Source organism: Limnobaculum allomyrinae, assembly GCF_016649425.1.
GTDB lineage: Bacteria > Pseudomonadota > Gammaproteobacteria > Enterobacterales > Enterobacteriaceae > Limnobaculum > Limnobaculum allomyrinae.
Genome location: NZ_JADRCR010000007.1, coordinates 203,509 through 227,388, shown reverse-complemented (window position 1 = coordinate 227,388; position 23,880 = coordinate 203,509). Strand labels below are relative to the sequence as shown.

Genomic DNA, 23,880 nt, shown 5'->3' with positions numbered 1-23,880 from the left:
ATAGATCGGCATGAATCGCGGTGAAGGAGGATATCGGTCAATGATTAACAGTAAGAAGATTAACGCCAGCAATTTCTGTGATAGCAATTTCTGTCGTACCAATTGTAACTTTGGTGGGGTATCATAATTGTTATGAATAAGTTGTTCACTTGTCGTTATTTTAGCGGGTGGATTTGTCCGGTCAGCCAGGAGTTTTTATGTCTAAACAACAAATTGGTGTCGTTGGAATGGCGGTGATGGGCCGCAATTTAGCGTTGAATATTGAAAGTCGCGGTTATTCTGTTTCTATTTTTAACCGTTCTGGCGATAAAACCGATGAGGTTATTGCTGAGAATCCGGGTAAAAAACTGGTTCCTTGCTATAGCGTAGAAGAGTTTGTTAATTCGTTAGAAACACCTCGTCGTATCTTATTAATGGTGAAAGCCGGTGAAGCAACGGATAAAACCATTGATTCACTGAAGCCTTATCTGGCCAAGGGCGATATTCTGATTGATGGTGGTAACACTTACTACAAAGATACTATTCGTCGTAATAAAGAGTTGTCCGCAGAAGGTTTCAACTTTATAGGTACTGGCGTATCTGGTGGTGAAGAGGGCGCTTTAAAAGGGCCTTCAATCATGCCTGGTGGACAAAAAGAAGCCTATGAGCTTGTGGCTCCAATTCTGGAGAAAATTGCGGCCAGAGCTAACGGTGAACCTTGTATTACCTATATTGGTTCTGATGGTGCCGGGCACTACGTTAAAATGGTGCATAACGGTATTGAATACGGCGATATGCAACTGATTGCAGAAGCTTATTCTCTGTTGAAGCAAGCGGTTGGTTTGTCTAATGCTGAACTGGCAGAAACCTTTACCGAGTGGAATAAAGGCGAACTGGATAGCTATCTGATAGAAATTACGGCTGATATCTTCCGTAAGAAAGATGACGAAGGTAACTATCTGGTCGACGTTATCCTGGACGAAGCAGCACAAAAAGGTACTGGTAAATGGACCAGCCAAAGCTCGTTGGATCTTGGCGTTCCATTGTCGCTGATTACTGAATCAGTATTTGCCCGTTTCCTTTCTGCGTTAAAAGATGAGCGTGTAGCCGCTTCTAAAGTGTTAACCGGTCCAAAAGCTCAGGCATTTAACGGTGATAAAGCGGAGTTTGTTGAGAAAGTTCGTCGTGCGCTCTATCTGGGTAAGATCGTCTCTTATGCGCAGGGTTTCGCTCAGCTGAAATCAGCCTCTGAAGAATATAACTGGGATCTGAATTACGGCGAAATCGCTAAGATTTTCCGCGCAGGTTGTATTATTCGTGCCCAATTCCTGCAGAAAATTACTGATGCCTATGCTGAGAATGGCAAGATTGCTAACCTGCTGCTGGCCAGTTACTTCAAGAAAACAGCCGACGAATATCAACAATCGTTACGTGATGTTGTAGCCTATGCGGTACAGCATGGTATCCCAACGCCAACCCTGTCCGCAGCTATTGCATACTATGATAGCTACCGTGCAGCGGTATTACCTGCGAACCTGATTCAGGCACAGCGGGACTACTTTGGTGCTCATACTTATAAACGTACCGATAAAGAGGGTGTATTCCATACCGAATGGATGGAATAATTTCTTCTTCAATAAGATAAAAAATCCGGCATCGTCCGGATTTTTTATTGATGCGGTAATAACGCAGAAAATTATCTTTTCAGTAGCAGAACGCGCCCGACTTACGTACTATCGTAGGTAGCTTATATGATTTAAAACTGTTTATTTATTAAGTAAGGGTACTATGATGGAAAACGCTAAACCTTCATTTCAAAATGTGCTGGAGTACGTACGCTTGTCTCGTCGCAAAAACAAATTGAAGCGTGAAATAGTGGATAATGAGAAGAAAATCCGCGATAACCAGAAACGTGTATTGTTACTGGAAAACTTGGGTGAGTACATCAAGCCGGGCATGAGTATTGAAGATATCCAGGCCATCATCGCCAATATGAAAAGCGATTATGAAGAACGCGTGGATGAGTACATTATTAAAAATGCTGAATTGTCTAAAGAACGTCGTGATATTTCACAGAAAATGAAAGCAAAATCAGACGTTAAATAAAAGTAAAAGTTAGTGTCAGCCAGTTTTTAAGACTGGATGTCATTACTCCTCTAATAAACCCTCGCATACTGAGGGTTTATTTTTTATTAAAATCAGTAGGTAAGAGTGAAGTTTGTTTATGTGATAGTGATTTATACACTATTTCTAATAAGTCATGCTTAATTAAATGTACTCATTACTAATGACATTTGCTTTCTTATTAATTCAATGAATAGAAATATAAGTTTATTTCTATGTTTTATATTACTTTAATTTTAATTTTTTATAAGTAAAAGCAGCTAATAACTTACCTTGAGAATAAATATAATAAATGAGGCTAAAATAAATAATATAAAGCTGATATTGTCTACATGGGTATTATATTAATTAATATAATACCCATGTAATGATCAAATACATAATTGAATGTACTTTAAGGGAATATAAATGCGTGAGTTAAGCCATAGTGAAATGGATGCAGTAAATGGTGGATGGGCGGCAAATTTTAGTGATGTCGTGGAAGGCGCTCTGTGTGGTTTTGGTCAGGGTAGCATGATTGGCTTTGTCGGCGGCGCTAAAGTAGGTGGTGAGATTAGTGGCATTTTGGGGCTTGGTCTGATCAGCTCATTAGGGGGAGCAATTATGGGAGGAGTTATTGGTTCTTTCGCATTTCTCGGTGGAATGGTTTTAGGTAAGGATGAAATTAACCAACTGGCGAAAGAATATCGCGACGCATACACTAGCTATTAATAAATAAAATAAGTCTTAAATTATATTTAACAGAGAGCATTGCTCTCTGTTTTTTTTAATAATAAAAAAGCCATCTTTATAAAAGATGGCTTTTCACAGTTAACGCAGCAAAATGCAATTAGTTATTACGGATATATTCATCCATATCACTTTTAAGGTTATCAGATTTGGTTCCGAATATAGCCTGGATACCAGAACCAGCAACTACCACACCGGCCGCTCCTAAACTCTTCAATTTATCCTGGTCGACTTGTGCGACATCAGCAACACCAACGCGCAGACGAGTAATACATGCGTCCAGGTTAGTAATATTACCTTTACCACCAAATGCGGCAACCAACTCACGTGCCATATCGGTACTGCTTCCAGTGGTTGTTTCGGCTGCAGAATCTTCTTCACGACCCGGTGTTTTCAGATTCAACTTGATGATAGCGAAGCGGAAAACAACATAGTAGAACAGGGCGTATAGTGGACCAAGGATGAAGAACATCCAGCCTTTAGTCGACAGGTGATAGAACAACGTAAAGTCGATAGCACCGTGTGAGAAGGTCATACCGTGCTTCACACCCAACAGGATTGTGATTACATAAGCTAAACCTGCTAACACTGCATGGATAACATACAGAACTGGCGCAACGAACAGGAAAGCGAACTCAATCGGTTCAGTAATACCTGTCAGGAATGAGGTCAGTGCAGCTGACACCATGATACCGCCCACTTTAGCGCGGTTTTCTGGTTTAGCCGTATGCCACATGGCAATTGCAGCAGCAGGTAAGCCCCACATTTTGAACAGATAACCACCGGCCATATTACCCGCAGTTTTGTCACCTAAAAGGTAGCGTTGGATTTCACCAGTGATCCAGCGACCATTTTCTGCTTTACAAGCAGCTTCGCTGGCAATTGTCGTTACAATCTTACTATCAATAACGCAAGCCTGTCCCGCTTCATAGAAGAAAGGAACGTTCCAGATATGGTGTAAACCAAATGGAATCAATGAGCGTTCAACCACACCGTAAATACCAAAGGCCAAAGCAGGGTTTTGGTAAGCAGCCCACTGAGAGAATGCGCTGATAGCATTTCCGATTGGAGGCCAAATAAAGGAAAGCACAATACCCAGAGCAATACAGATAAAGCCAGTAATGATAGGAACAAAGCGTTTACCGGCAAAGAAGCCTAAATAATCAGGTAACTGGATGCGGTAGAAGCGGTTAAACAGATAACCTGCCAGACCACCAACCAAAATACCACCTAATACGCCGGTATCGATTTTGGTAACGCCCAATACTTCGGCCATTACGTTTAACGTTGCGGCCATAATGCCATATCCGACGATGGATGCCAGGCCGGCAACACCGTCGTTATTGGTAAAGCCAAGTGCTACACCGACAGCAAACAGTAGAGGCATCTGTTCAAAGATAGAACCACCGGCTTGCTGCATTACTTTAGAAACTATAGTTGGTAACCAGCTAAAGTCAGCGGCACCTACACCGAGTAAAATACCGGCAATAGGTAACACTGATACTGGTAACATCAGTGCTTTACCGACTTTTTGCAAATTTGCAAAGAGATTTTTAAACATGGAAAGTGCTCCAGGATAGCGTCTGTTTTAGTCAGGACGGTTTAAGAACAATGAGTCTGAATTTCAGGTTAGGGTATTTATTTCATAGCGTAAAATAAATACCCTGGACATAAGGTGATAGTTGTCACAATTTCTTAAATTTGTGTAAATACCGAACATAATCCAGTCATTATGGGCGATAAAGGCATTTCGCTAACTCTATAAAATATATGTAAAAATGAGATTGATATGTCATAAAGCGAGTTCGAATAAGTATAGCCGTTATGAAATTTTTCGTCAGAAAATGCAGAGTAGAAATAACGTTTATTCGCTCAAAAATGAATAAATAAAAAACGCAGTAATCAAGAGTTGCTAGCTGGCTGTTTTTATTACCAAAAAAAGATATTTTTATATGTATAAAAAAACAGTATTGACAAGCTTTAATAAAGGGTTAGATTGGTCTGTAACGCAGGTGCAATCAACCTTTCAGGTGATTTTGTAGCGCTGGCGTTTTGTCTAAAAAACGCGATAAGGGCCTCGTAGTTAACGCATGTTAATGAGAAGAAGCCGCGATTTGGGTATCAATAATTGTCATCGCGGCAGAAGTCGGGTCACGGAGTTTAAAGTATCATCGCGTGCCGGGAACTAAAGGGCGCGTGACAGTTTCAGACTGATGATGAATTGAGAACCTGTTGCGTAGGTGGTGTACCAAGTTAGTTGAAACCAAGAAAACAAACTAACTTAATAGTTTAAATGTGCAGAAAATTATAGTGTTTCGGTCAATAAATCGGAGGGATTTTTAGCTATAAATACTTAATTTTTCTCTTATGCAAAACGTGTACATCTAGTTTTTAGTAGTAATGATCTGTTGAAGTATTAATGTTTAACTCACAATTTGTTTTACCCTAAAGCCCTGGCTAACACTAGTCAGGGCTTTTTCATATCATAAGTTTAAATAATATTAATAAAATCATTGCATTAAATATTGTTTGCTCAGCTAATGAAATCGGTGCCGAACATTTTTTGATTGATATCATTAAGCATGTCAGTGAAACAGGCTAATTTAATTTTATTATTTAAAACAAAGTGGTGGTTTTTATGGCTTACCTGATATTGACGCTGGCGGCTATTTTTTGGGGAGGCAACTATGTCGTAGGTCATTTTCTGGTAAAAAATGCCGATCCGATCATTCTTTCTGAAGCCCGGTGGGCCATCACCGGGATATTACTGATGAGTCTTTATTGGCATCAAGTAAAAACAAACAAGACAAAAATTAAAAACGCTATTTTTGTTATCCTGTTTCTGGCCATCTTTGGACAAGTGTTGTTCCCTTTAACCCTCTATATAGGCTTGCAATACACTTCTTCATTGAATGCGGCGATTTATATGTCCGCAACGCCATGTATGGTATTACTTATTAATAAATTGATTTTCAAGGATAATATTACACGAAATAATGTAATAGGGGTGTTGTTGAGCCTGATTGGCGTTGTCTATCTCATTTTAGAAGGGAAGGTGACGAATATTGAAGCTTTCCACGTTATGAACGTTGGTGATTTATGGGCCATGGGATCGGCACTGAGCTGGGCGTTTTATTGTTCATTTCTGCGATTAAAAGATAAATCTATCTCTGGCAATGTTTTCGTTGCGGTAAGCTCTTCCCTTGGTGCAATCATACTCATTCCGGTGATGATGTTTTATATGGCATTCAATAACGTTGAGTTTGATGCCCAACATTACGTCAATATGAGTTTTATTATGGGGTTGATGTATCTGGTTATTTTTCCGTCGTGGTTGGCCTATGTGTTCTGGAATAAGGGAATACAGGAGATCGGTGCAACTCGAGGAGAGGTCTATACCCATATCATTCCACTTTCTGGCGGGATATTAGCCATTCTGTTCCAGAATGTTCAACTGGAGTGGTTCCATGTTATTAGTGCGATGTTTATTGTACCGGGTATCTATCTGTGTTCTAAAAAAGCCAGGAAGAATTGATAATCTTTGATATAACCGGTGCTGTTATCTTTAGGATTGCTTAACTATAGATAAAATACAGTATGAAACTTTCTACTATACTCTTTGTTTTTTAAGACTATTTTCTCTGGTTATATCTAATTAGGTAATGGTGATTACACGCTTTTGGTATTGGATTTATTAATTAATTCCAGTTCTGTTGATTGTTGTTTTTTTGTTCTTTTAAAATAAAAAATAAAGAATTTACAACGCTTATTAGGGAATTTGTATTTTTTACGCTACTATCTATTTTTTTTAAGTTCTAACTTATCTTTTCCTTGTGCTGGTTAATGTTGTCCACTTCTGTTTTATTTTAACTTATTGTTGTTCAATTAATTAATAACTATTAATCAATTTTTTATTTTCATTTTTTCATATAAATATTTTTTATTTTTAATGCGATATTATTTTGGTTTTTTTTCATTTTATCCTTGCTCACGTAAGTGATTTTTTATTGTTTTTAAGATTTCAAATCTTAAATTAAATTAATTTCACTTAAAACAATCAGATGTGATTATTGTTAATAATCTGTTTAAATTCCGATGGTAAATGTCAGGGGTATTGAGTTCCAATTTTCATATAGTATATTTGAATCGTCTTGAATTGATTGGTTGGTGTGTTTTTAAAACACATTAGGCTTTTTATTTTAATGGCATCAAATATTAATATTCGTATAGAAATTGATTCTAGGCGGTTGGTTTTATGCCAGCTGATGGGAATTAATTATTTTAAACGAATAAACAAGGAATGACATAGACTCATGTCATAAATAAAAATACATAAAATGGTTTACCATTTAATATGTAAAGGAAAAGATTATGAAAAAGTATTTTTTTATTTCCACCGCTTTAGTTTGTACAGCTTTAAGTCCGATTGTTTTTGCTGAAGATGGTAAAGTCAATTTCAAAGGTACGATTTTGGAGTCAGCTTGTACTGTTGAGAGTAGCAGCCAGAATTTGGATGTTAATTTGGGTCGAGTTTCTAAAACTGTGTTTACCGCAGCGGGTGATACATCTTCACCAATGCCATTTAGTTTGAAGTTAGAAAACTGCCCTACAGACGTTCTGACATCAGGCGTTGCTGTTCGTTTTGAAGGAACAACCGTATCTGGAAAAACCGATGTTCTGGATATTACCGGTGGTGCTGCTGGTGTAGGTGTTCAAATTAAAGATAAAGCAGGTCAAAAAATTGTATTAGGTTCTGAGTCTACAACTTACACCCCTCTTGTAGCCGGGGATAATACACTGGATTTTACTGCTTATTATGTATCAACCAGCACAACAGTTACGGCTGGTGCAGCTAATGCAGTAGCAAATTTCACCATTATTTACCCTTAATAATTAGGTAAAGCACTTCACAACTTAGTGAATGAATGAATGAAAGTAAGGTCAGGAGAGTAATGCTCCTGACCCACCTTTTTACATCATTGTTATTCAGGAATAATAAATGAAAAAAAGTATTAAATTATTAATAGCGACCTTGTTGATATCACTGAGTGGTGTGACTTATGCCGGTGTGGTTATTGGTGGGACTCGTCTTATTTATGATGGCGCAAAAAAAGAGTCCACAATTAATATCAGTAATCCTGACAACTCTGCTTATTTAATACAATCCTGGGTTGATAATCAGGATGGTGTGACAGAAAAAGCCCCCTTCGTTGTTACCCCTCCATTATTTCGTTTAAATGGTGGTGGGCAAGAGAATGTATTACGTATTGTTCGCGCGGGTGGTAATTTACCACAAAATAAGGAATCTTTATTTTGGCTAAATATTAAATCAATTCCTTCTGCCGATAAAAAAGAAAATTCATTACAAATTGCAGTGAAAACGCGAATTAAATTAATTTATCGCCCCAAAGAATTAAGTGGAACGCTGGAAGAGGCTGCTCAGGAATTAAAATGGCAGCACGACAATAATGGTTTTAGCGTCACTAATAATTCTCCTTATTACATTACTTTTTTCACTATAAAGATTAATGGAACCACCATTCCTGATTCTACGATGGTTGCTCCCCATTCCAGTAAAAGTTTTAAATCATTAGCAAAAAATTCAAGTGGAAAGCTGAGTTGGCAAATCATCAATGACTATGGTGGTGTCAGTAAAACCTATAGTACAAACCTCTAAACGAATAAATTGATATCCACATGTTGCCAGAAATTAAAGTTTGGTGGGGCAAAAGTAATGTCTGAACAATGGAGTAATGTGTAATGAAAAGGATAATTAATGGACACTCTGAAGTTATTGGTTCTCGTGGTTTCAAGCTGACATTACTTGCTTTTCATCTTGCTTTATTGCTGGGAGGTATTAATCAGGTTTGTGCTGAAGAGTATTTTAATCCTGCTTTATTATCTTTGGATAAGCAAGATCTGGCGGGCACCGATCTCAGTGTTTTTGAACAGGATGGTCCACAGGTACCTGGCCAGTATCGGGTCGATCTTTATCTTAATAATGAGGTGGTGGAATCATTAGAGATTGATTTTCAGTTACAGAAAGGTCAGGACGGAAAACAAACTCTGTTACCTTGCCTGAGTACCGGAATGCTTGAAGGATTGGGAGTCAAATCTGGACTTATTCCATCCACTAAAGATGACACTCAATGTGTCAATTTGGCCCAAATAATCCCTTTGGCATCAACTGATTTTAATTTCAGTCAACAGCGCTTAAATTTAAGCATTCCTCAGGCTGCACTGAACTCTCAGGCCCGTGGTTATGTATCACCTGACAAATTAGATCAGGGAATTAGTGCACTTTTACTGAACTATAGCTTTAGTGGTTCTAACAGCCGGATTAGAGACAGTAGTACTCAAGACAGCAGCAATTATTATTTAAATTTACGCTCGGGGCTCAATGCAGGAGCCTGGCGTTTGCGTAATTATTCAACCTGGAATCGGGATAGTGATGGAAATGATAAATGGGATTCCATCAATACTTACGTACAGCGCGACATTATTCCGCTGAAAAGCCAGTTGGTTATTGGTGATAGCTATTCATCCAGCGATATGTTTGACAGTGTGCCTTTTCGCGGTGTTCAGGTCGCTTCTGATGATGATATGTTGCCCGACAGTATGCGTGGTTATTCCCCGGTGGTCAGAGGTATTGCCAATACCAATGCGCAAATCACTATTCATCAAAATGGCTATCAGATATATCAAAGCTATGTCCCTCCAGGCGCATTTGAAATTACCGATCTGTTTTCAACGGCCAGCAGTGGCGATCTTACCGTTACGGTAAAAGAAGCGGACGGCACCGAACAGAATTTTACCGTTCCTTATGCGGCAGTTCCGGTATTACAAAGAGAAGGGCGTTTTAAATACAGTATTACTGGTGGGGAATATCGTCCTTCAAATTCAGATGTGGATAAGAAAGCATTCGGTCAGTTAACCGCTATTTATGGTTTGCCGTGGAATACCACTATTTATGGTGGGACGCAGATTGCCAGTAATCAATACCAGTCTTTGCTATTCGGTCTGGGTAAAAATATGGGCACCATAGGTGCTTTGTCAATTGATGTGACTAACTCCAACGCTTCACTTAAAGATCAATCCAGTCAGCAGGGACAATCCTGGCGGGTGCGCTATAACAAAAATTTTGTTGAAACCGGAACCAACTTTGCGCTGGCAGGATATCGTTACTCCACATCAGGTTTTTATACTCTACAAGAGACGTTAAACAGCTATACCGGCAATTACGAAGTTGGAAACAGTTTTTACGATCATAAGAAAAGTCGTTCTGAGCTGATGCTAAGCCAACATCTGGGCAAAGTGACAGGTAGTCTTTCGGTCAGTTTGATAAATGAAGATTACTGGAACGATCGGCGTAACACTCAGTCTGCCAGCATAGGCTATAGCAACAACTGGAACAGTATTAGCTATGGAATGAATTATACCTATAGCAAAAACAGTGCGGATAGTAACGGCGATAAAACCAATAATACCGATCAGATATTCTCTCTTAATATCAGTGTGCCGCTGGATCATTGGCTGTCCAATAGTTACGCCAATTATAGCCTGAGCAGCAGTCGGCATGGCAAAACCACAAATACCGTAGGTTTAGGTGGTACCGCGCTAGAAAATAATAACCTTAGTTATAACGTCAGCCAGGGGTATACCAATCAGGGGGAAGGGAACAGTGGTAATGCTGGCGTAGACTATCGGGGAAGATATGGCAGGGTTAATGCTGGCTATAGTAACGACTCCAATATGCAACGGTTGAACTATGGGCTGGAAGGCGGCGTATTAGTGCATAGTGATGGCATCACGTTATCTCAATCATTGGGAGAGACGGTCGCGTTGGTAAAAGCGCCTGGTGCTGATGACGTCGGTGTGACTAACAATACCGGCGTTCGTACTGACTGGCGTGGATATGCCGTCGTTCCTTATATGACACCGTATCGCAAAAATGTAATCACACTCGATACCACCTCTTTTGCCGATGATGTTGATATGACGATAGCCAGTCAAACACTAACACCCACTCGGGGAGCGGTGGTACGTGCCGAATATAATACTAACGTAGGGCAACGGATGCTAATTACATTATTACAGAAGAATAATCTGCCCGTTCCCTTTGGTGCAGTCGTCGCAGTGATGGGCGATAAAAAGAGCCAGGCAGGGATAGTTGGTGAAAATGGTCAGGTCTTTATGACCGGAATGGAAGCTAAAGGGCAACTGAAAGCTAAATGGGGTAATTCATCATCTGAACAATGCTCTGTTGGTTATAACAATACGCAAGATACCCCTGAAACGGGAATTTATATGCTGAATGCGGTGTGTGAATAGCGATATGAAGCGCAATTGTGATTATCAATATATCGCTTTCAATAAAGCCGCGTATGACGTTTAACAAGGGGAGCAGACATGATGAAGACCAAATTTAATTGGCTAAAGTTATTATTTATTTTGACACTCGTTGGTCAGGATGGATGGGCAGAAAACGTAACGGTAAATATTCAGGGGCGAGTGTTAGCTTCACCCTGTGTGGTTGATACCGCAGTCCAGAGTGTAGATTTTGGCAAAATGTCAGCCCTCGATCTCCAGCAAGCGGGATCGTATTCCCCGGCAATTAAGAATTTTAGAATTACCGTTAAGGATTGTCCCGAAAGCACAACCTCCGTAACCGCTCAATTCTCCGGTCTACCTTATCCGGATGATAATTCGGGATATGGCAGTACGGGAAGCGCACAGAATATCGGTATAAAAGTGATACCAGCAAACTCTGTCTGGAGTGATAACTCTCTGTCGCCAGTAGATGGGCGTTGGATTAAAGGCGTTTCATCGCTAACACATTCAGCCGATTTTGATTTTCTGGCTCGTGTTTATAGCACCACTGGAAATGCAACATCAGGCAGCATTTCTGGTGCGATGTTGGTTACTTTTATATATGACTGATATTTATATAGATAATGAAAATGGTGTTAATGGGATAGTCATACATAACAAGGTGTTAAGCAGGAAGATTAATATGAATCGTAATATTTATTGGCAAAAGATAATTTATATCATGTTGTTACTAGCCTTCGGACTTTTGTGTAGTACGGTAGCGAATGCTGACTGTTTATTTGATGGCTCAGGCGGTAAGGTTGATGGCACAATCAGCTTACCGGCAACTATTTCAGTAAAGAGAAATATTCAACCGGGAACGACTATTTGGGATAGTGAATGGTATAACGCTGGTTCGACGTCAGTTAGATGCATTCAGGGAGGGAATAAGACACGGGTTGGTTATGAATATCCAATGACATCAATCTCAGGTTACGATGGTGTTTATGCTACCAGTAATCCCTCAATTGGCATGAGGATACATTATTCTAATACCACGAACCTTTCATATTCAGCTACAGGATATTACCCTCAAGTTGATGTGCCATTTTCTCCTAATTTTGTTGTTGGTACCTCATACCCTTCAACAATGATGTATCGAGTAGAGTTGATTGTCGTCGATACTATTCAGCCAGTAGCGGTCACGCTCCCTAACTCAGGACTGTTTGTTTACTATTACAGCAGCACATTCACATCACAACTTTCTATTCCAGGCACAACAAATATAGTCGTGCAGTCCTTAACCTGTAATACCACAACGCCTAATGTTCCGGTCTCACTTGGAGACGTTTATGCGGGAACACTGAATCAAATTGGCCCAACAAGCACTGAAAATACCTTTAATGTTGATTTTAACTGTACCGGAAATGAAAGCGCTAAAATTGCGGCAACGTTGGAAGGTGTGCCGAGTACCGATGTGGGTGATGATAGTGTATTGGCATTAACTAATGAAGGTTCACCTGGAATCGCCAGTGGTCTTGGCGTTCAAATACTCTATAACTCACAACCATTAAGGCTTAATCAGCCAATTGAGCTGGTAAATTCGGCGTTAACTACGGAACGGGTTACATTCAAGACTCGCTATTACCAAACCCTGACAAAAGTCATGCCGGGACAGGCAAATAGTGTCGCTATTTTGAATGTAACCTATGAGTAAAGATGGATCGTTAATTTTATAAACCAAATTAACAGGGAGAGGGCAAAAGTAGTCAGCAGAGCGAATTGATTAATGATGGCAGGGATGTGAATTAAATAGTTGTATCGCAGTGATAATAATCAGAAAGCAAAAAGCCCGCTAAAAAGCGGGCTTTTCTAAATATGGCTCCTCTGACTGGACTTGAACCAGTGACATACGGATTAACAGTCCGCCGTTCTACCGACTGAACTACAGAGGAATCGTGTGAACAGGGCGCATGATATCCGCCATTGCCAACTCTGTCAACCGCTCAACATGGGAAAATAGCGTGTTTGCTTATACTTCACTCAAAATGTCAGACGATCGCTTTTGTTTTAGTCAGTTAGTTCAACTATTGTTCATATTAGTAACGATAACAGCATCAATATTGCTTGTTTGAAAATAGATAACCTGAACGGTATCGATTTTGAATACATTTTTTAGGTAAATTTTGTATTTGAGATGGTTTTAGTCAAAAATAATATAGAGTTAAGCTATCCTTAGCTAAAGATATGGCTATCTGCTGATAATGTTGGTTATTGTGTCGATAATTCGAATGTTTTTTTGATAGTCCCTGAGTATGTTGAATCAAACAAACAATAAGTGGTGAAATCAGTGCGATTATTAAACTCAATCTCTTTAAAACTGATTGTGACATCGCTTTTTGTCTTTATATTAACCATCATGTTTGGTTTAGCGGTCTTTTTGCAATATCGCAGTGAAAACCGCATCTTCGATAGCCTTAGTGATAAGCTGATTTCTGCCCATATTGAGTATGTTCATACCAATTTGTTTAACTTTTTGAAAATTCCAATACAGGCCAATGCATCGATTGAAATGACAATGCAAGAGCTCCTGTCTGGCGAGATGGTTAATCTGGATGAGTTTGAATCACCACTGATAGCAACCATGAAACGGGTATTTCCATATTCCCCTCAGCTTAGTCTGGTAGCGTTTGGTGCAGTAAATGGCGATTATATTGGGGTTAGTCGTGAAACGGTTACCGATACCTATACGTTAATTTTGAAAGATAAGCGAACTCAAGGAACGCTGAATTTCTACTCGGGAATGGGGATTCAAAATTCAATCATCAAAACCATAGAGAAATACGATCCCCGTACTCGCCCCTGGTTTCGTGATGTGAATGCCAGCCAAAAACCATCCTGGACCAGAGCCTATTGGGATTTGGATGCAATAAGAGGCATCAGTATTTCATACAGTAGCCCAGTTTATGATATGCATAACCGCTATGTTGGTGTGGTATCAAGCGATATTAAGTTGAACCGGTTTAATCGTTATTTGCAGCAGATTCCTAATTTGGGTAATGGCGTCATTTTCATCGTTAATGATAACAATGAAATTATTTCTCATTCGACAATAGAAAAACCGATCATCAAACCTGAGGGGAGTCTGCCAGAACAAGAACGCGCTCATTTGTTAACGCCGGAAAATAGTGAGAGTGTGATTATTCGCGCTATTGCGCCTTACTTATCTCATCCTGAACATAGCAAGATGACCTTACATATTGATAGTGAAACTTACTATGGGAGAGTTGTCTCTTTTGGTAAAGAGTTAGGGTTACATAACTGGCGTATTGTTGTCGCTATACCTCAAAGTGATTTTGTTGGCCAACTTAATGATGAAAGAAAAACGACCTTCAGTTTGATTTTTGCCATTTTTTTACTGGGCGTCACGATGGCCTGGGTTATTCTCTCCAGAGTGACTACCCCAATTCAATATGTAGCAACTCAGGCTCGTCTGTTAGCCGGACAAAAATGGTCTCCTGCTCATCAATCTTCTTTTGAATTGAAAGAGATTAAGCAATTAAATGATGCCTTTAATGAGATGTCATCAGCGTTATCGACGGCCTTCTCCCGATTGGAGCATCAGGTTTATTATGATTCTGTCACTGGTTTGTTGAGTAAAGAAGGGCTACAAAAGCAGATCCAGGTATTAAGTGCTCAGGAACATGCCACTGCATGGAAGGGGCTGATATTGCTGAGTCTGGATAATATCAATGCGGTGAATAATAGCCTTGGTTATCAGAAAGGCGAGGCGCTGTTGTGTGAGTTTGTTAAACAACTACAAGAAATTGTGCCTTCCTGTACGTTATTGGCAAGAGTTAACGATATTGAGTTTGCCGTTTGTTACCCTGAAGGTTGTGGTGCTGAGTGCGCTGAGGATGAAATCGCTCGTTATGTGCATATTTATATTAACTCTCTGGGTTGTGAAAGTGAACATCCACTGTTTGCCGGCAACATTGGTTTAGTTAAAGAAGAATTTGATGACAAAACGTTAGCGGTGATTCTAAGAAATGCTTCTGTCGCACTGGCTACCGCCAGAAAAAAAGGTGCAGGTGCCTTTGAAATTTATCGTCCGGAAATGATGGGCCGGGCCATTGAAAATACTCAAATGCTAACGGAACTTAATCAGGCTGAGTTGAATCAGGAGCTGAGAGTTTATTTCCAACCGATAATTGATTTACACAGTCATAAGGTTATTGGCGCAGAGGCTCTGATTCGTTGGCAGAGCAAAGCCTATGGTATGGTTCCCCCCTATAAATTTATTCCTCTGGCAGAGGAGTCGGGCTTAATTTTATCTATTGGTCGCTGGGTGTTGAGAGAATCTTGTCGACAACTGGCATTAAAAATAGCTTCAGGCTGGCCGTCTGATTTTAATATTCATATTAATGTTTCTGCTCGCCAACTGTATCAGGCCGATTTTTATGATGTCATTGTAGCCACGCTAAATGAGTTTCAGCTATCAGCATGTAACCTGACCGTAGAGCTAACCGAATCCATTTTGCTTGAAAAGGGCACGGTTATTAGTGAGCAATTAGGGAGAATTCGCGCATTAGGCGTTTTTGTCGCGATCGATGATTTTGGCTCCGGTTTTTCCAGCCTCTCTTATTTACATCGCTTACAGTTTGATTGTCTAAAAATAGATCGGGATTTTGTTAGTGGTATTTTGGAGAACGCTCGAAATGAGGCGATTATTTCATCTGTGATTCGTTTGGCGAAAGGATTAGGGGTTCCTCTTATTGCTGAAGGAATTGAAACCAGAGAGGTAGCGGACAGGCTATATCAGTTAGGCTGTCCGAGAGGACAGGGCTACTATTTTGGACGACCAATCCCACTGGATGAATGGCAAATGCCAGAGTTACAGAAGTAAATAAAAGCTGGAAAGCAAAAGGCCCGCTAATAAATAGCGGGCCTTTCTAAATGTGGCTCCTCTGACTGGGATCGCATTTGCCAATAACTGGCTGATTGTTAGGCTAAACTTAAAAATTAGGGTTGTCAAGACCACCAGAGTGACCACCTTTTTTTCCCGTATATACGTCAAGTACAATAAACTAACACTCCACATCTGTTTTACCGTTATATGCTGGTAAGTTTTGAACTGCATACTCCATTGATTTTCATATTTATTTTAAGTTTTGTTGCAACCAGCTTTCTAAAGCATCTACTTGTATGAAGTTAATGTCTGTCTCATATGGAGGGTTTCTTAACCACCAATAAATCTGTCTGCTAATATATAGGTTAATAACTTTTTCTTGGCAGTCAGTTGATGGTTGATTCCAGTTTAATAGTGAGCGCAGCTTATCTTGATTAAGCATTAAAAACTTCATTCTATTTTCTATTTCTCCAATTTGCCCTCTTTTATCTCCTCGGCCAAAAATTTTCTCTCTTAAGCGGCGCATATCCTTAATGCAATAGTATGGCTGGTTATATTTACACTCTATATTTAGCCAAGTATTTTTTTCGGGGAAGTATGCTAAGGTATCAAAATCCCCGACGGTAGGAAAATTTTCATTTGGAAAGCGTTTTTTAAAATCAATACCCTGTTCAAGTCGCGTCGCAAATCTTTTTACTATATTAAACGTCATCATCTCTAATTGCTTTTCAATTTGCTCTTTTATTTGACGTACTTCATGAGAAATATGACTCCATTCAAATTCAGCTGGAAGATACCCATTTGCTATATGAGATATCCATATTGTGCCAGCTCGATAGGCAGCAGCAGCTCCCCAAATAATATTACCATTGTTGAGTTCAATTAATGGCCTGATGTTATATCTGTGTGCTCTTTTATTGTGATCTGATATGGGAACATCAAACGAATTAATTTCAGAGCCTAATAGTTTTCGTATTTTATTTGGATCTAAAATCAGAAAATCAACGATTCTGTTTGCCTCTTCTTCTGCTAAGTTTATACAATTATTTAAAATTACTTTTATCAATTCTGCTTTTGTTGTTTGATATGAAAGGCTAATTTGAGAATGATTTATTCTAGACCATTGAAATAAAATAGAAAAAACAGCCAGTAAATTTGAATACTTAAAGTCAAGATCTTGTAAGAATACCCTATCAAGGGAATCCAACTTATCATTTATAATATTGGGTTCGACTTCATCATTTTCATTTAAATTATAGCCAAGTTTATAATTGGCTTGCTCTTCACTAAATTTATTTTCTTTTAATTCTCGGTCTTCAGAGAAGAATACTTGGGGAATATAAAGATTATCAATTATTACACCACCAACATCTATATCGTTATGCAGTATATCACTAAAATTATAAAGGACCATTAGCCAATCAATGTCAGCAATGAGTTGTAATATTTCATTGTTAGTCGGTATCTTTTCGTTTTTAGAATTAAGGCTTAAAGTGCATTCCAGTAAGTATCTATAATTAGAAGATATGCGGTTGAATTCTGTGCTTTGTTTAGCCAGTTTTTCTGCTCTGTCATAGTTGACTTCATGTTGAAGACTTAAAATAATATTATTCTTCTTTCGCTGATCTTCAGCTACATAAGCATCATAATTTTCAAGTACAAAACACAGCAGGCTATCTCTATGTAATGAGGATATTTGCGCATGGATTTTTTCTCTGAAAAAATCAGCTAAAGAATTAATAATATCTTTAGCTGCCTGCAACTCGTAAATTCCTTCCTTAATACCAGTGTCTTTTATTCTGCCAGCTAATGTTTTTCTAGCTAATTTAAAATGTTTGGGTTCGGGAGTTTTGGGTTTTATTTCTAGCGTATCGAATGGGCGTTCTTCACTGGAAATTGCCATTCTTGGAGCATTGTTTCTTGTATTATTAATCTGGTTTTCAACGGATTCTGGAAATTTAATGTGAAGTATATTTGAGAGTAATTTTAAAAATACAATGCAAATATCCGCCTGGAAGCTTGCATCTTTTGGTTTATTGAGTCTATTTTGGATTAAAGGCAAATTAACACTCAGATCTATGATTGCTGAGGATGTATTGCTACTAATCAGAGATGTATGTGAAAATAATTCATGAGAAGTGTTTTCAATGATATCTAATTCACTGCTGACTAAATATTCGTTATCAACTGAACAATAAACCGAGATTTTCTCGATGCCTAAGAATGATATATTCTCTAAAATATCTTTTCGTTGTGATAGGGCGTCACATATACATTCTAAAAATAATGTGAGCAGTTGACCATTGAGATGGTCTTCATTTATTAATGGCTCGCAATTAGCACAGAAATGTATTGTGCAATTATTTATTTGAGTCGTCCATGATATATAAAAATGTCTTTTTGATATTAATGAAACGTTACCTTGATAATTATCTCTGATATCCCATTTCACATCAATATCAGGAAAGTTTAAAGGTGCCTGTGACCAGTATTTTTTCAGTTCATCATACCTCCAGTTAGAACCCCAATGAGGGTCAAGGGAAATCATATTAAAACCAATAGCACCATCTTCTAAAACAGAGTGACTCCCTCTAAATGATGCAAATTTATCTATCACAGAAGAGAATGGGCTAATTTTTTTATTGTACTTCTCTAGATAAGATAAAAATGATGATAATTCATCGATATTATTTATTGAATCAAATAAAGCGATAAATTCAGTTAATGAAAATATATGATGTTTACATTTCAACTCTGGTGGTTCAAAAAAATACATGCTAGTTGAAACATTAGAGCTTACAAAAATAAATTCAATATCATCTATTGTTGGTTTTTTTCCTAATGTATTTTGAATACTTATTCTATGTGGAGAATAAATGGTTTTTAAATCCCATCGGCCATTAGCTAAACATTGATAAACTTCCTTTGCTAAATGCTTTAATTTTTCAGGTGTTTTAATATCAAACAGTATGAATAAGAAAATCTTATTATTTTCTTGTAATAGTCCTGAGAATTTATATGGAAGCGTTTTTTGCTCCTGGCGAAGTAAAAATGGTTCTTCAATGATATTATCAAAACGTTGTGATATAAATTTTGATAAAGCATCAGAAAATTCGACAGTTGTATGTATTGATGAACAATATTCTATAATAACGTTTACCATTCCCCGAAATGATAATGGATAAATATTATTCTCAATTCTTATACCAATAGCAGGAAGAGCTACTCCCTCCATAATGGTATTAGCGAGTTCATTAGTGCTATTAATACTTTTTATATCGCCAATGTTTTTAATAAAGCTACTATCAATATCAGGCATTAGTTTTTGAAATAGTTCATTAGTATTAATCAACTTTTGACGACAAATCGACCAGAATTTTTCGGAAGGGATTTCGATATAACCAGGTGAGAACTCTTGATTGAAAATAAAGTCATTTGCATTCATTTCTGATAAAAAACTGTTTTGCAAAATAAGAATATTTTCCATCTGCTTAAGGATATTAGGATATTCACTATAGCAAAGTTCAAATGCTTTGATATAATCATAAATTCGCTCTATTGCACCACCATAGAAAATTTTGTAAATACTCTTATCCCATAATACTTTTACTTCTCCCCAGTCCTGTTCAGGGATATAATCTTCTAGTTGGGGTATGTTAGGTAATAGCTTATAGAGAGAGTTAAGAAATTCGCTCCCTTGTTCGTATGTTTTTATTTCTTTATTATTGAATTCATTGGTTTTCATTGATAGTAAAATATTAAGGGCTAACATGTGCTTAACTTGAGCAGAAATATTAGGTAGCCATAATTCAGAGATGCTTATAGTAAGGAGTAGGTCTAAAGGATTATATTCTGAAAAAATAGAGATCAGCTTAATCCTTACTTGTGAAATACTATCATCGGTAGATTTTTTTAAAGTTGAATGGGGAGGGAAGAGCTATTGATTTTTTTCGGCTAAAAGATTTTATATTAGACCTCTTGTTGTCTTTTTTCTTTTTTAAATCTCGTTTTAGCTTACTGTTTTTTCCCATTGTATAATCCTTAAATAATCATTAAGCTTAATAACCTTCGGTTCTTAATTTTGCGTTTTGATCTTCATTTATAGCATCAAAATTATAATAAGACATCAGTTCGTCAAAAATACTGGCTACTTTAGGGTAGGAGAAATATAATTTATTAGCAATCTCACGATATTTATCGACCAACTTTCTTTCCTTGTCGCCGCCCTCATGATAGCCTCGCATAGTTACACCACGGTTACTAATAATACCAAAGTAGAAACCCTCTCGAATACTATCGTTTTCTGTTTCTTCTAGTAGATGCCTGACGAATGAACATGGCCACAAATCATCATTTTGATATTGTGAAGTGGCGAGCCATTTACCTATTAGATAGTCGGTGATATCGCATCTATCGTTCTCCATTGCCAGTTTTCTGACTTCATGGATCCAATGGTGAAATAGAGACTCATTAATGTCGTTATCTTCTTCTTGACCAGGTAATCCATTGCTATGATCTAGTATTCTATGAGCTTGTTGTGCAGCAGAATGTAGGGATTCATCCAGTTTATAATTTGGATCGGACGTTGGCTTATAGGCAAGAGATACCAGTTGTATAAAAAGAGGTGGGTTAGAAAGTAATTCGGCATAAAGATTTTTTGCTTCTTTCTCACTGTTTCTGAATGCAGAGAAAAAGAAGAACTCCTGCAATGCTAAGTCTAAACGAGAAACTTTCCCTGATAACTCTAAGTATTCAATCGCTTTAGATAAATACCAACCGTTTGGCAATGGAACATCTTTTTCAGTAGTGTTTCTGAACCCATTTAATAGCTTTAGTATGTTTTGCCAAGATACTTTTTCCAGATGATGCTTAACTAAATTGAATGCTGATATATATCTCCCAACAGATATCATTTTATCGATAAAATAGTCAGCTTCGTCGTCGTTATCGATCCAGAAATTTTGATGGCTTATCTTTTTCCAATATAGAGTTCGAGCGCTTTCTGTATATTTTAGAAGTATTTTCCAAGTTGTCATATTCAGCGGGAGCGCAGAGAAGAACGCTGCTATTTTTACATCATTGTTTATCTCATTATTCAATATTGAAGAGTTGATTAAAGCTTGCTGTTTTTCTGTTGGCAACCAATTATAAAATGAACTAATTAATTGGTAGTGGAAGGGGAAGTCGTCCTCTGAAAATTTTTCTATAATCCATGAAAACGAATCTATGTAAGAGATAGAACTAAAAGCCAATGTGTCACCAATTGCTGACGAAGATTGCACGGATATTAATAATGATGATATACCGCTCCATCCTTGAATCGAATAAATTTCTTCTATTGCCTCAATCCGCAGATTCTTTATTCTTTCACTACGCTTAATATAATCTTTATCATCTCCTTCTGGCAAATCAGGATAATGATGGGTAAATAGTCGGCGTTTATCAAGAATGATATCTTTAGGCGATAATAGATTAAATAAAGGTGCTAATAGTTCAGCTGTGGCTCTGCTTTTTTTATCTCCAGATGTATTATAAGAATTATGCCAATGTAGATAATGGCACAAGGCTTCTCTTATAATTTCTTTTTCCTCATCGGGAAAAGAGATCGCTTGTTTAACTAGGTGAATTAGCCGTGTCTGATAGGAACCTTCAAAGTGGTCTATATGCTTAATTAAGCCAGCTAACCTTTCCGTATTGCCTTCCGCTAATGTGAGTATTCGTTCCCCAAGATCGGAGTAGTATGCGGCGAAAAAAGTACCTCTCATCTGTGCACTACCTGCATCGTCATCTCGCCATTTAGGTCTGGCATTTTCCATATAAAGATGATTAAAAGAACTAATTTGAGCGTAGAGAAAGCGCCATGCAATGGTATCCTGATTTTTAATAATCATATCTAGTACGAGAAGCTTTTGTTCATCAGTAGCCAATGGTCTGTGGCCAATAAGGCCGAAGTAAAGAGTCTAGGGTGTTTTCTGGCGTATTTGCCCAATTCCCCTTAATTTCTAATGCAGATAGTGTTGTAAGAATAGTCGCGACCCTGAGTAATCGCCTAGGGTTCCAGGCCAGGATTTCTAACGCATTTAATAAGTCCGCATGCCAGCAACGCATGCCAAATCCTGTGCTTTCACTCGTTTCGGTTAACAAGCGAGTCACGTTGGCCTCTTTTGAAGATAGGCTAATCTCTATTGATTTTAAAAAGATGTCTGGTGATGCTTCAGCTAATGGACATAACACATCTGCTAATGACAGCCATCTTTCACCATCGGCATCTATCAACAGGTCATGAACGAGTTCATCAATAGCCGTTATGATGTAACGTGAGTTAATATCTTCACTGTTTTCGGCATAAACCCTGAGCTTCACTAGTGAGTCAGTAATTGATTTCAGGATAAAATCTGATTCCGAGCGGACTCTCCCATGGATGGCGGCCATCCAACGTTCTTCGCTTTTGAGTTCCAGTGCGGGATCTGGTTTAAGCAATATCGTTTTTACAACTAGAAAAAAACGAGCCAAGTTACTTTCAGTAAACCGGGGGGCTAACTGATACAATAATTCAATCGATGATTTAGCTTTCCAGATATATCCAATTTGCAATACGGGAGAGTCGTCTAAAAGCGAAATATCACATAATTCTCGTTCTAACTCTTCATATTTTCTTTGTGTGAGCATTTCAATGCAATATTTATCACCTTCCTTTTTGGCATTCCAACATCCGATTAAAGTTAAGGTTATTAATGCATTTACTAATGGTGTTGTAAGCCATGAAGGTGATGATATAGCCGGATTTTTAGCCCTGAGACGTCGATATACGGACCAAGAACGTCCTGTTGTTCGTGATAACCTTCGGGCGTCGGACTCTTCTTCTCCAAGCGTACAGAGGCGTTCTTCAAAATTACTTCTGGTAAGGCGTTCTAACGTAATAGTATCTGTAGACTTATGGTGAGCACTAGCATGATCGCCCAGCGATAATGGCGTAATGGTTGTTTGTTCCGGATGGGCGCTGTTTTCTCTGGCAATACGACTGGTTATCGCCAAACAAAACTTAATTGATGGGTTTCTATCTATAAAACGCCATCCATCATTGGAGGTAATGCATGCAGAAACGTTCTCATAACCTTGTTCTATTAATCTGGCACAAGCAAAAGCAATGGCTTCTTCCTGGCTGTCTGCCTTGATAACAATGTGTTCTTTTTCATCTAATAGGCAGCGATCCAGACTCTTTACCTCGTTTTCTCTACCTGCCAGTAAAGCCTCTTTGGTCAGTGGAATCCGTGATTGATTACGCCATCGTTCCCAGAAATGGGAGACAGATTCAACTCCAGCTCCGATGTGACCGATTAGTTCACCAAACCATAGAGATACAGTCGGAGTATTTTCTAGCCATGCTTCCAGATCGTCGGCATCAAGTGCATAGACGTTGCTCCAAAAATTTTCAGCTTTAGCTTCTTTAAGCCAGTTATCTTTTTTCGGCCAACGGCGAGGAGAAATAAATATGAAACAACTTTTGGCTGCTTCTGAAGGCAAAATGCAATGTTTTCTCTTATGGAAATCTCTACGTGCTTTATCAATAATATCGGAAGAGCATCCCATTTCCCAAAAAGATGAGCCATCAGGAACCCAAGCGTTTCCTTTCTCGACCTGAACGATACCATCCCATCCTGGAGATGAAACTGAATCTCCTCCCGGCATACTCAACGCCGTTATTGTGGAGGTCGAGCTAATTAATCGCCGGATTAAAATGGGTAACATTCCCTGAGCGTCTCTTGAATCGGCCCATTGTTCGAGTTGGGTAGCGGTAATCCTCATGTTTAAATCCTTAAAACATCTTT

The 23,880-nt window shown here is 38.4% G+C and carries 14 protein-coding genes and 1 tRNA gene; 10 read left to right on the top strand and 5 right to left on the bottom strand.

Translation table 11 applies throughout. The annotated features are described in order from the left end of the window. Positions 1-197 precede the first annotated feature (197 nt). From gndA to I2494_RS14210, 3 genes are all read left to right on the top strand, one after another. Positions 198-1,604, top strand: coding sequence for an NADP-dependent phosphogluconate dehydrogenase (gene gndA / locus I2494_RS14220; RefSeq protein WP_218467411.1), 1,407 nt, complete (start codon positions 198-200; stop codon positions 1,602-1,604). Between the two features lie 166 nt (positions 1,605-1,770). Beyond that, a complete protein-coding gene (gene tmaR, locus I2494_RS14215) occupies positions 1,771-2,085 on the top strand; it encodes a PTS system regulator TmaR (protein ID WP_108901911.1) in 315 nt (104 codons plus the stop codon). Positions 2,086-2,511: 426 nt separating this feature from the next. Then, complete coding sequence (locus I2494_RS14210; protein WP_218467410.1) at positions 2,512-2,814, top strand: Blp family class II bacteriocin; 303 nt, start codon at positions 2,512-2,514, stop codon at positions 2,812-2,814. 118 nt (positions 2,815-2,932) lie between these two features. Here the strand turns inward: I2494_RS14210 and ptsG are convergent, their stop codons facing one another. Further along, positions 2,933-4,393 carry a PTS glucose transporter subunit IIBC gene (gene ptsG / locus I2494_RS14205; protein ID WP_218467409.1) on the bottom strand — a complete coding sequence of 487 codons (1,461 nt, stop codon included), beginning with the start codon at positions 4,391-4,393 and terminating at the stop codon, positions 2,933-2,935. 1,077 nt (positions 4,394-5,470) lie between these two features. On the opposite strand from ptsG, the gene I2494_RS14200 reads away from it, so the two are divergent. The 6 genes from I2494_RS14200 to I2494_RS14175 all read left to right on the top strand — a co-directional run bounded on the left by I2494_RS14200 (position 5,471) and on the right by I2494_RS14175 (position 12,859). Then, positions 5,471-6,367: a DMT family transporter gene (locus I2494_RS14200; RefSeq protein ID WP_218467408.1), complete on the top strand. Its 897-nt coding sequence runs from the start codon at positions 5,471-5,473 to the stop codon at positions 6,365-6,367. A gap of 836 nt (positions 6,368-7,203) precedes the next feature. Continuing rightward, positions 7,204-7,722 (top strand): fimbrial protein, encoded by a 519-nt coding sequence (locus I2494_RS14195; protein WP_218467407.1) that lies wholly within the window; start codon positions 7,204-7,206, stop codon positions 7,720-7,722. 109 nt (positions 7,723-7,831) lie between these two features. Then, positions 7,832-8,509 carry a fimbrial biogenesis chaperone gene (locus I2494_RS14190; protein ID WP_218467406.1) on the top strand — a complete coding sequence of 226 codons (678 nt, stop codon included), beginning with the start codon at positions 7,832-7,834 and terminating at the stop codon, positions 8,507-8,509. Positions 8,510-8,592: 83 nt separating this feature from the next. Next, positions 8,593-11,163, top strand: coding sequence for a fimbria/pilus outer membrane usher protein (locus I2494_RS14185; RefSeq protein ID WP_218467405.1), 2,571 nt, complete (start codon positions 8,593-8,595; stop codon positions 11,161-11,163). A gap of 78 nt (positions 11,164-11,241) precedes the next feature. Continuing rightward, entirely contained in the window at positions 11,242-11,772 is a 531-nt protein-coding gene (locus tag I2494_RS14180; protein WP_218467404.1) for a fimbrial protein, read from the top strand. A gap of 73 nt (positions 11,773-11,845) precedes the next feature. Further along, positions 11,846-12,859, top strand: coding sequence for a fimbrial protein (locus I2494_RS14175; protein ID WP_218467403.1), 1,014 nt, complete (start codon positions 11,846-11,848; stop codon positions 12,857-12,859). A gap of 162 nt (positions 12,860-13,021) precedes the next feature. Here the strand turns inward: I2494_RS14175 and I2494_RS14170 are convergent. Next, positions 13,022-13,097, bottom strand: a tRNA-Asn gene (locus I2494_RS14170). A gap of 395 nt (positions 13,098-13,492) precedes the next feature. Between I2494_RS14170 and I2494_RS14165 the strand changes: the two genes are divergently transcribed. Beyond that, positions 13,493-16,048: a bifunctional diguanylate cyclase/phosphodiesterase gene (locus I2494_RS14165; RefSeq protein WP_218467402.1), complete on the top strand. Its 2,556-nt coding sequence runs from the start codon at positions 13,493-13,495 to the stop codon at positions 16,046-16,048. 253 nt (positions 16,049-16,301) lie between these two features. Here the strand turns inward: I2494_RS14165 and I2494_RS14160 are convergent, their stop codons facing one another. The 3 genes from I2494_RS14160 to I2494_RS14150 all read right to left on the bottom strand — a co-directional run bounded on the left by I2494_RS14160 (position 16,302) and on the right by I2494_RS14150 (position 23,857). Continuing rightward, positions 16,302-19,823: a hypothetical protein gene (locus I2494_RS14160; RefSeq protein ID WP_228350964.1), complete on the bottom strand. Its 3,522-nt coding sequence runs from the start codon at positions 19,821-19,823 to the stop codon at positions 16,302-16,304. Between the two features lie 286 nt (positions 19,824-20,109). Continuing rightward, positions 20,110-21,978: a hypothetical protein gene (locus tag I2494_RS14155; protein ID WP_228350963.1), complete on the bottom strand. Its 1,869-nt coding sequence runs from the start codon at positions 21,976-21,978 to the stop codon at positions 20,110-20,112. Continuing rightward, complete coding sequence (locus I2494_RS14150; RefSeq protein ID WP_228350962.1) at positions 21,968-23,857, bottom strand: hypothetical protein; 1,890 nt, start codon at positions 23,855-23,857, stop codon at positions 21,968-21,970. Before I2494_RS14150 ends, I2494_RS14155 begins: the two co-directional genes overlap by 11 nt. Positions 23,858-23,880 lie beyond the last annotated feature (23 nt).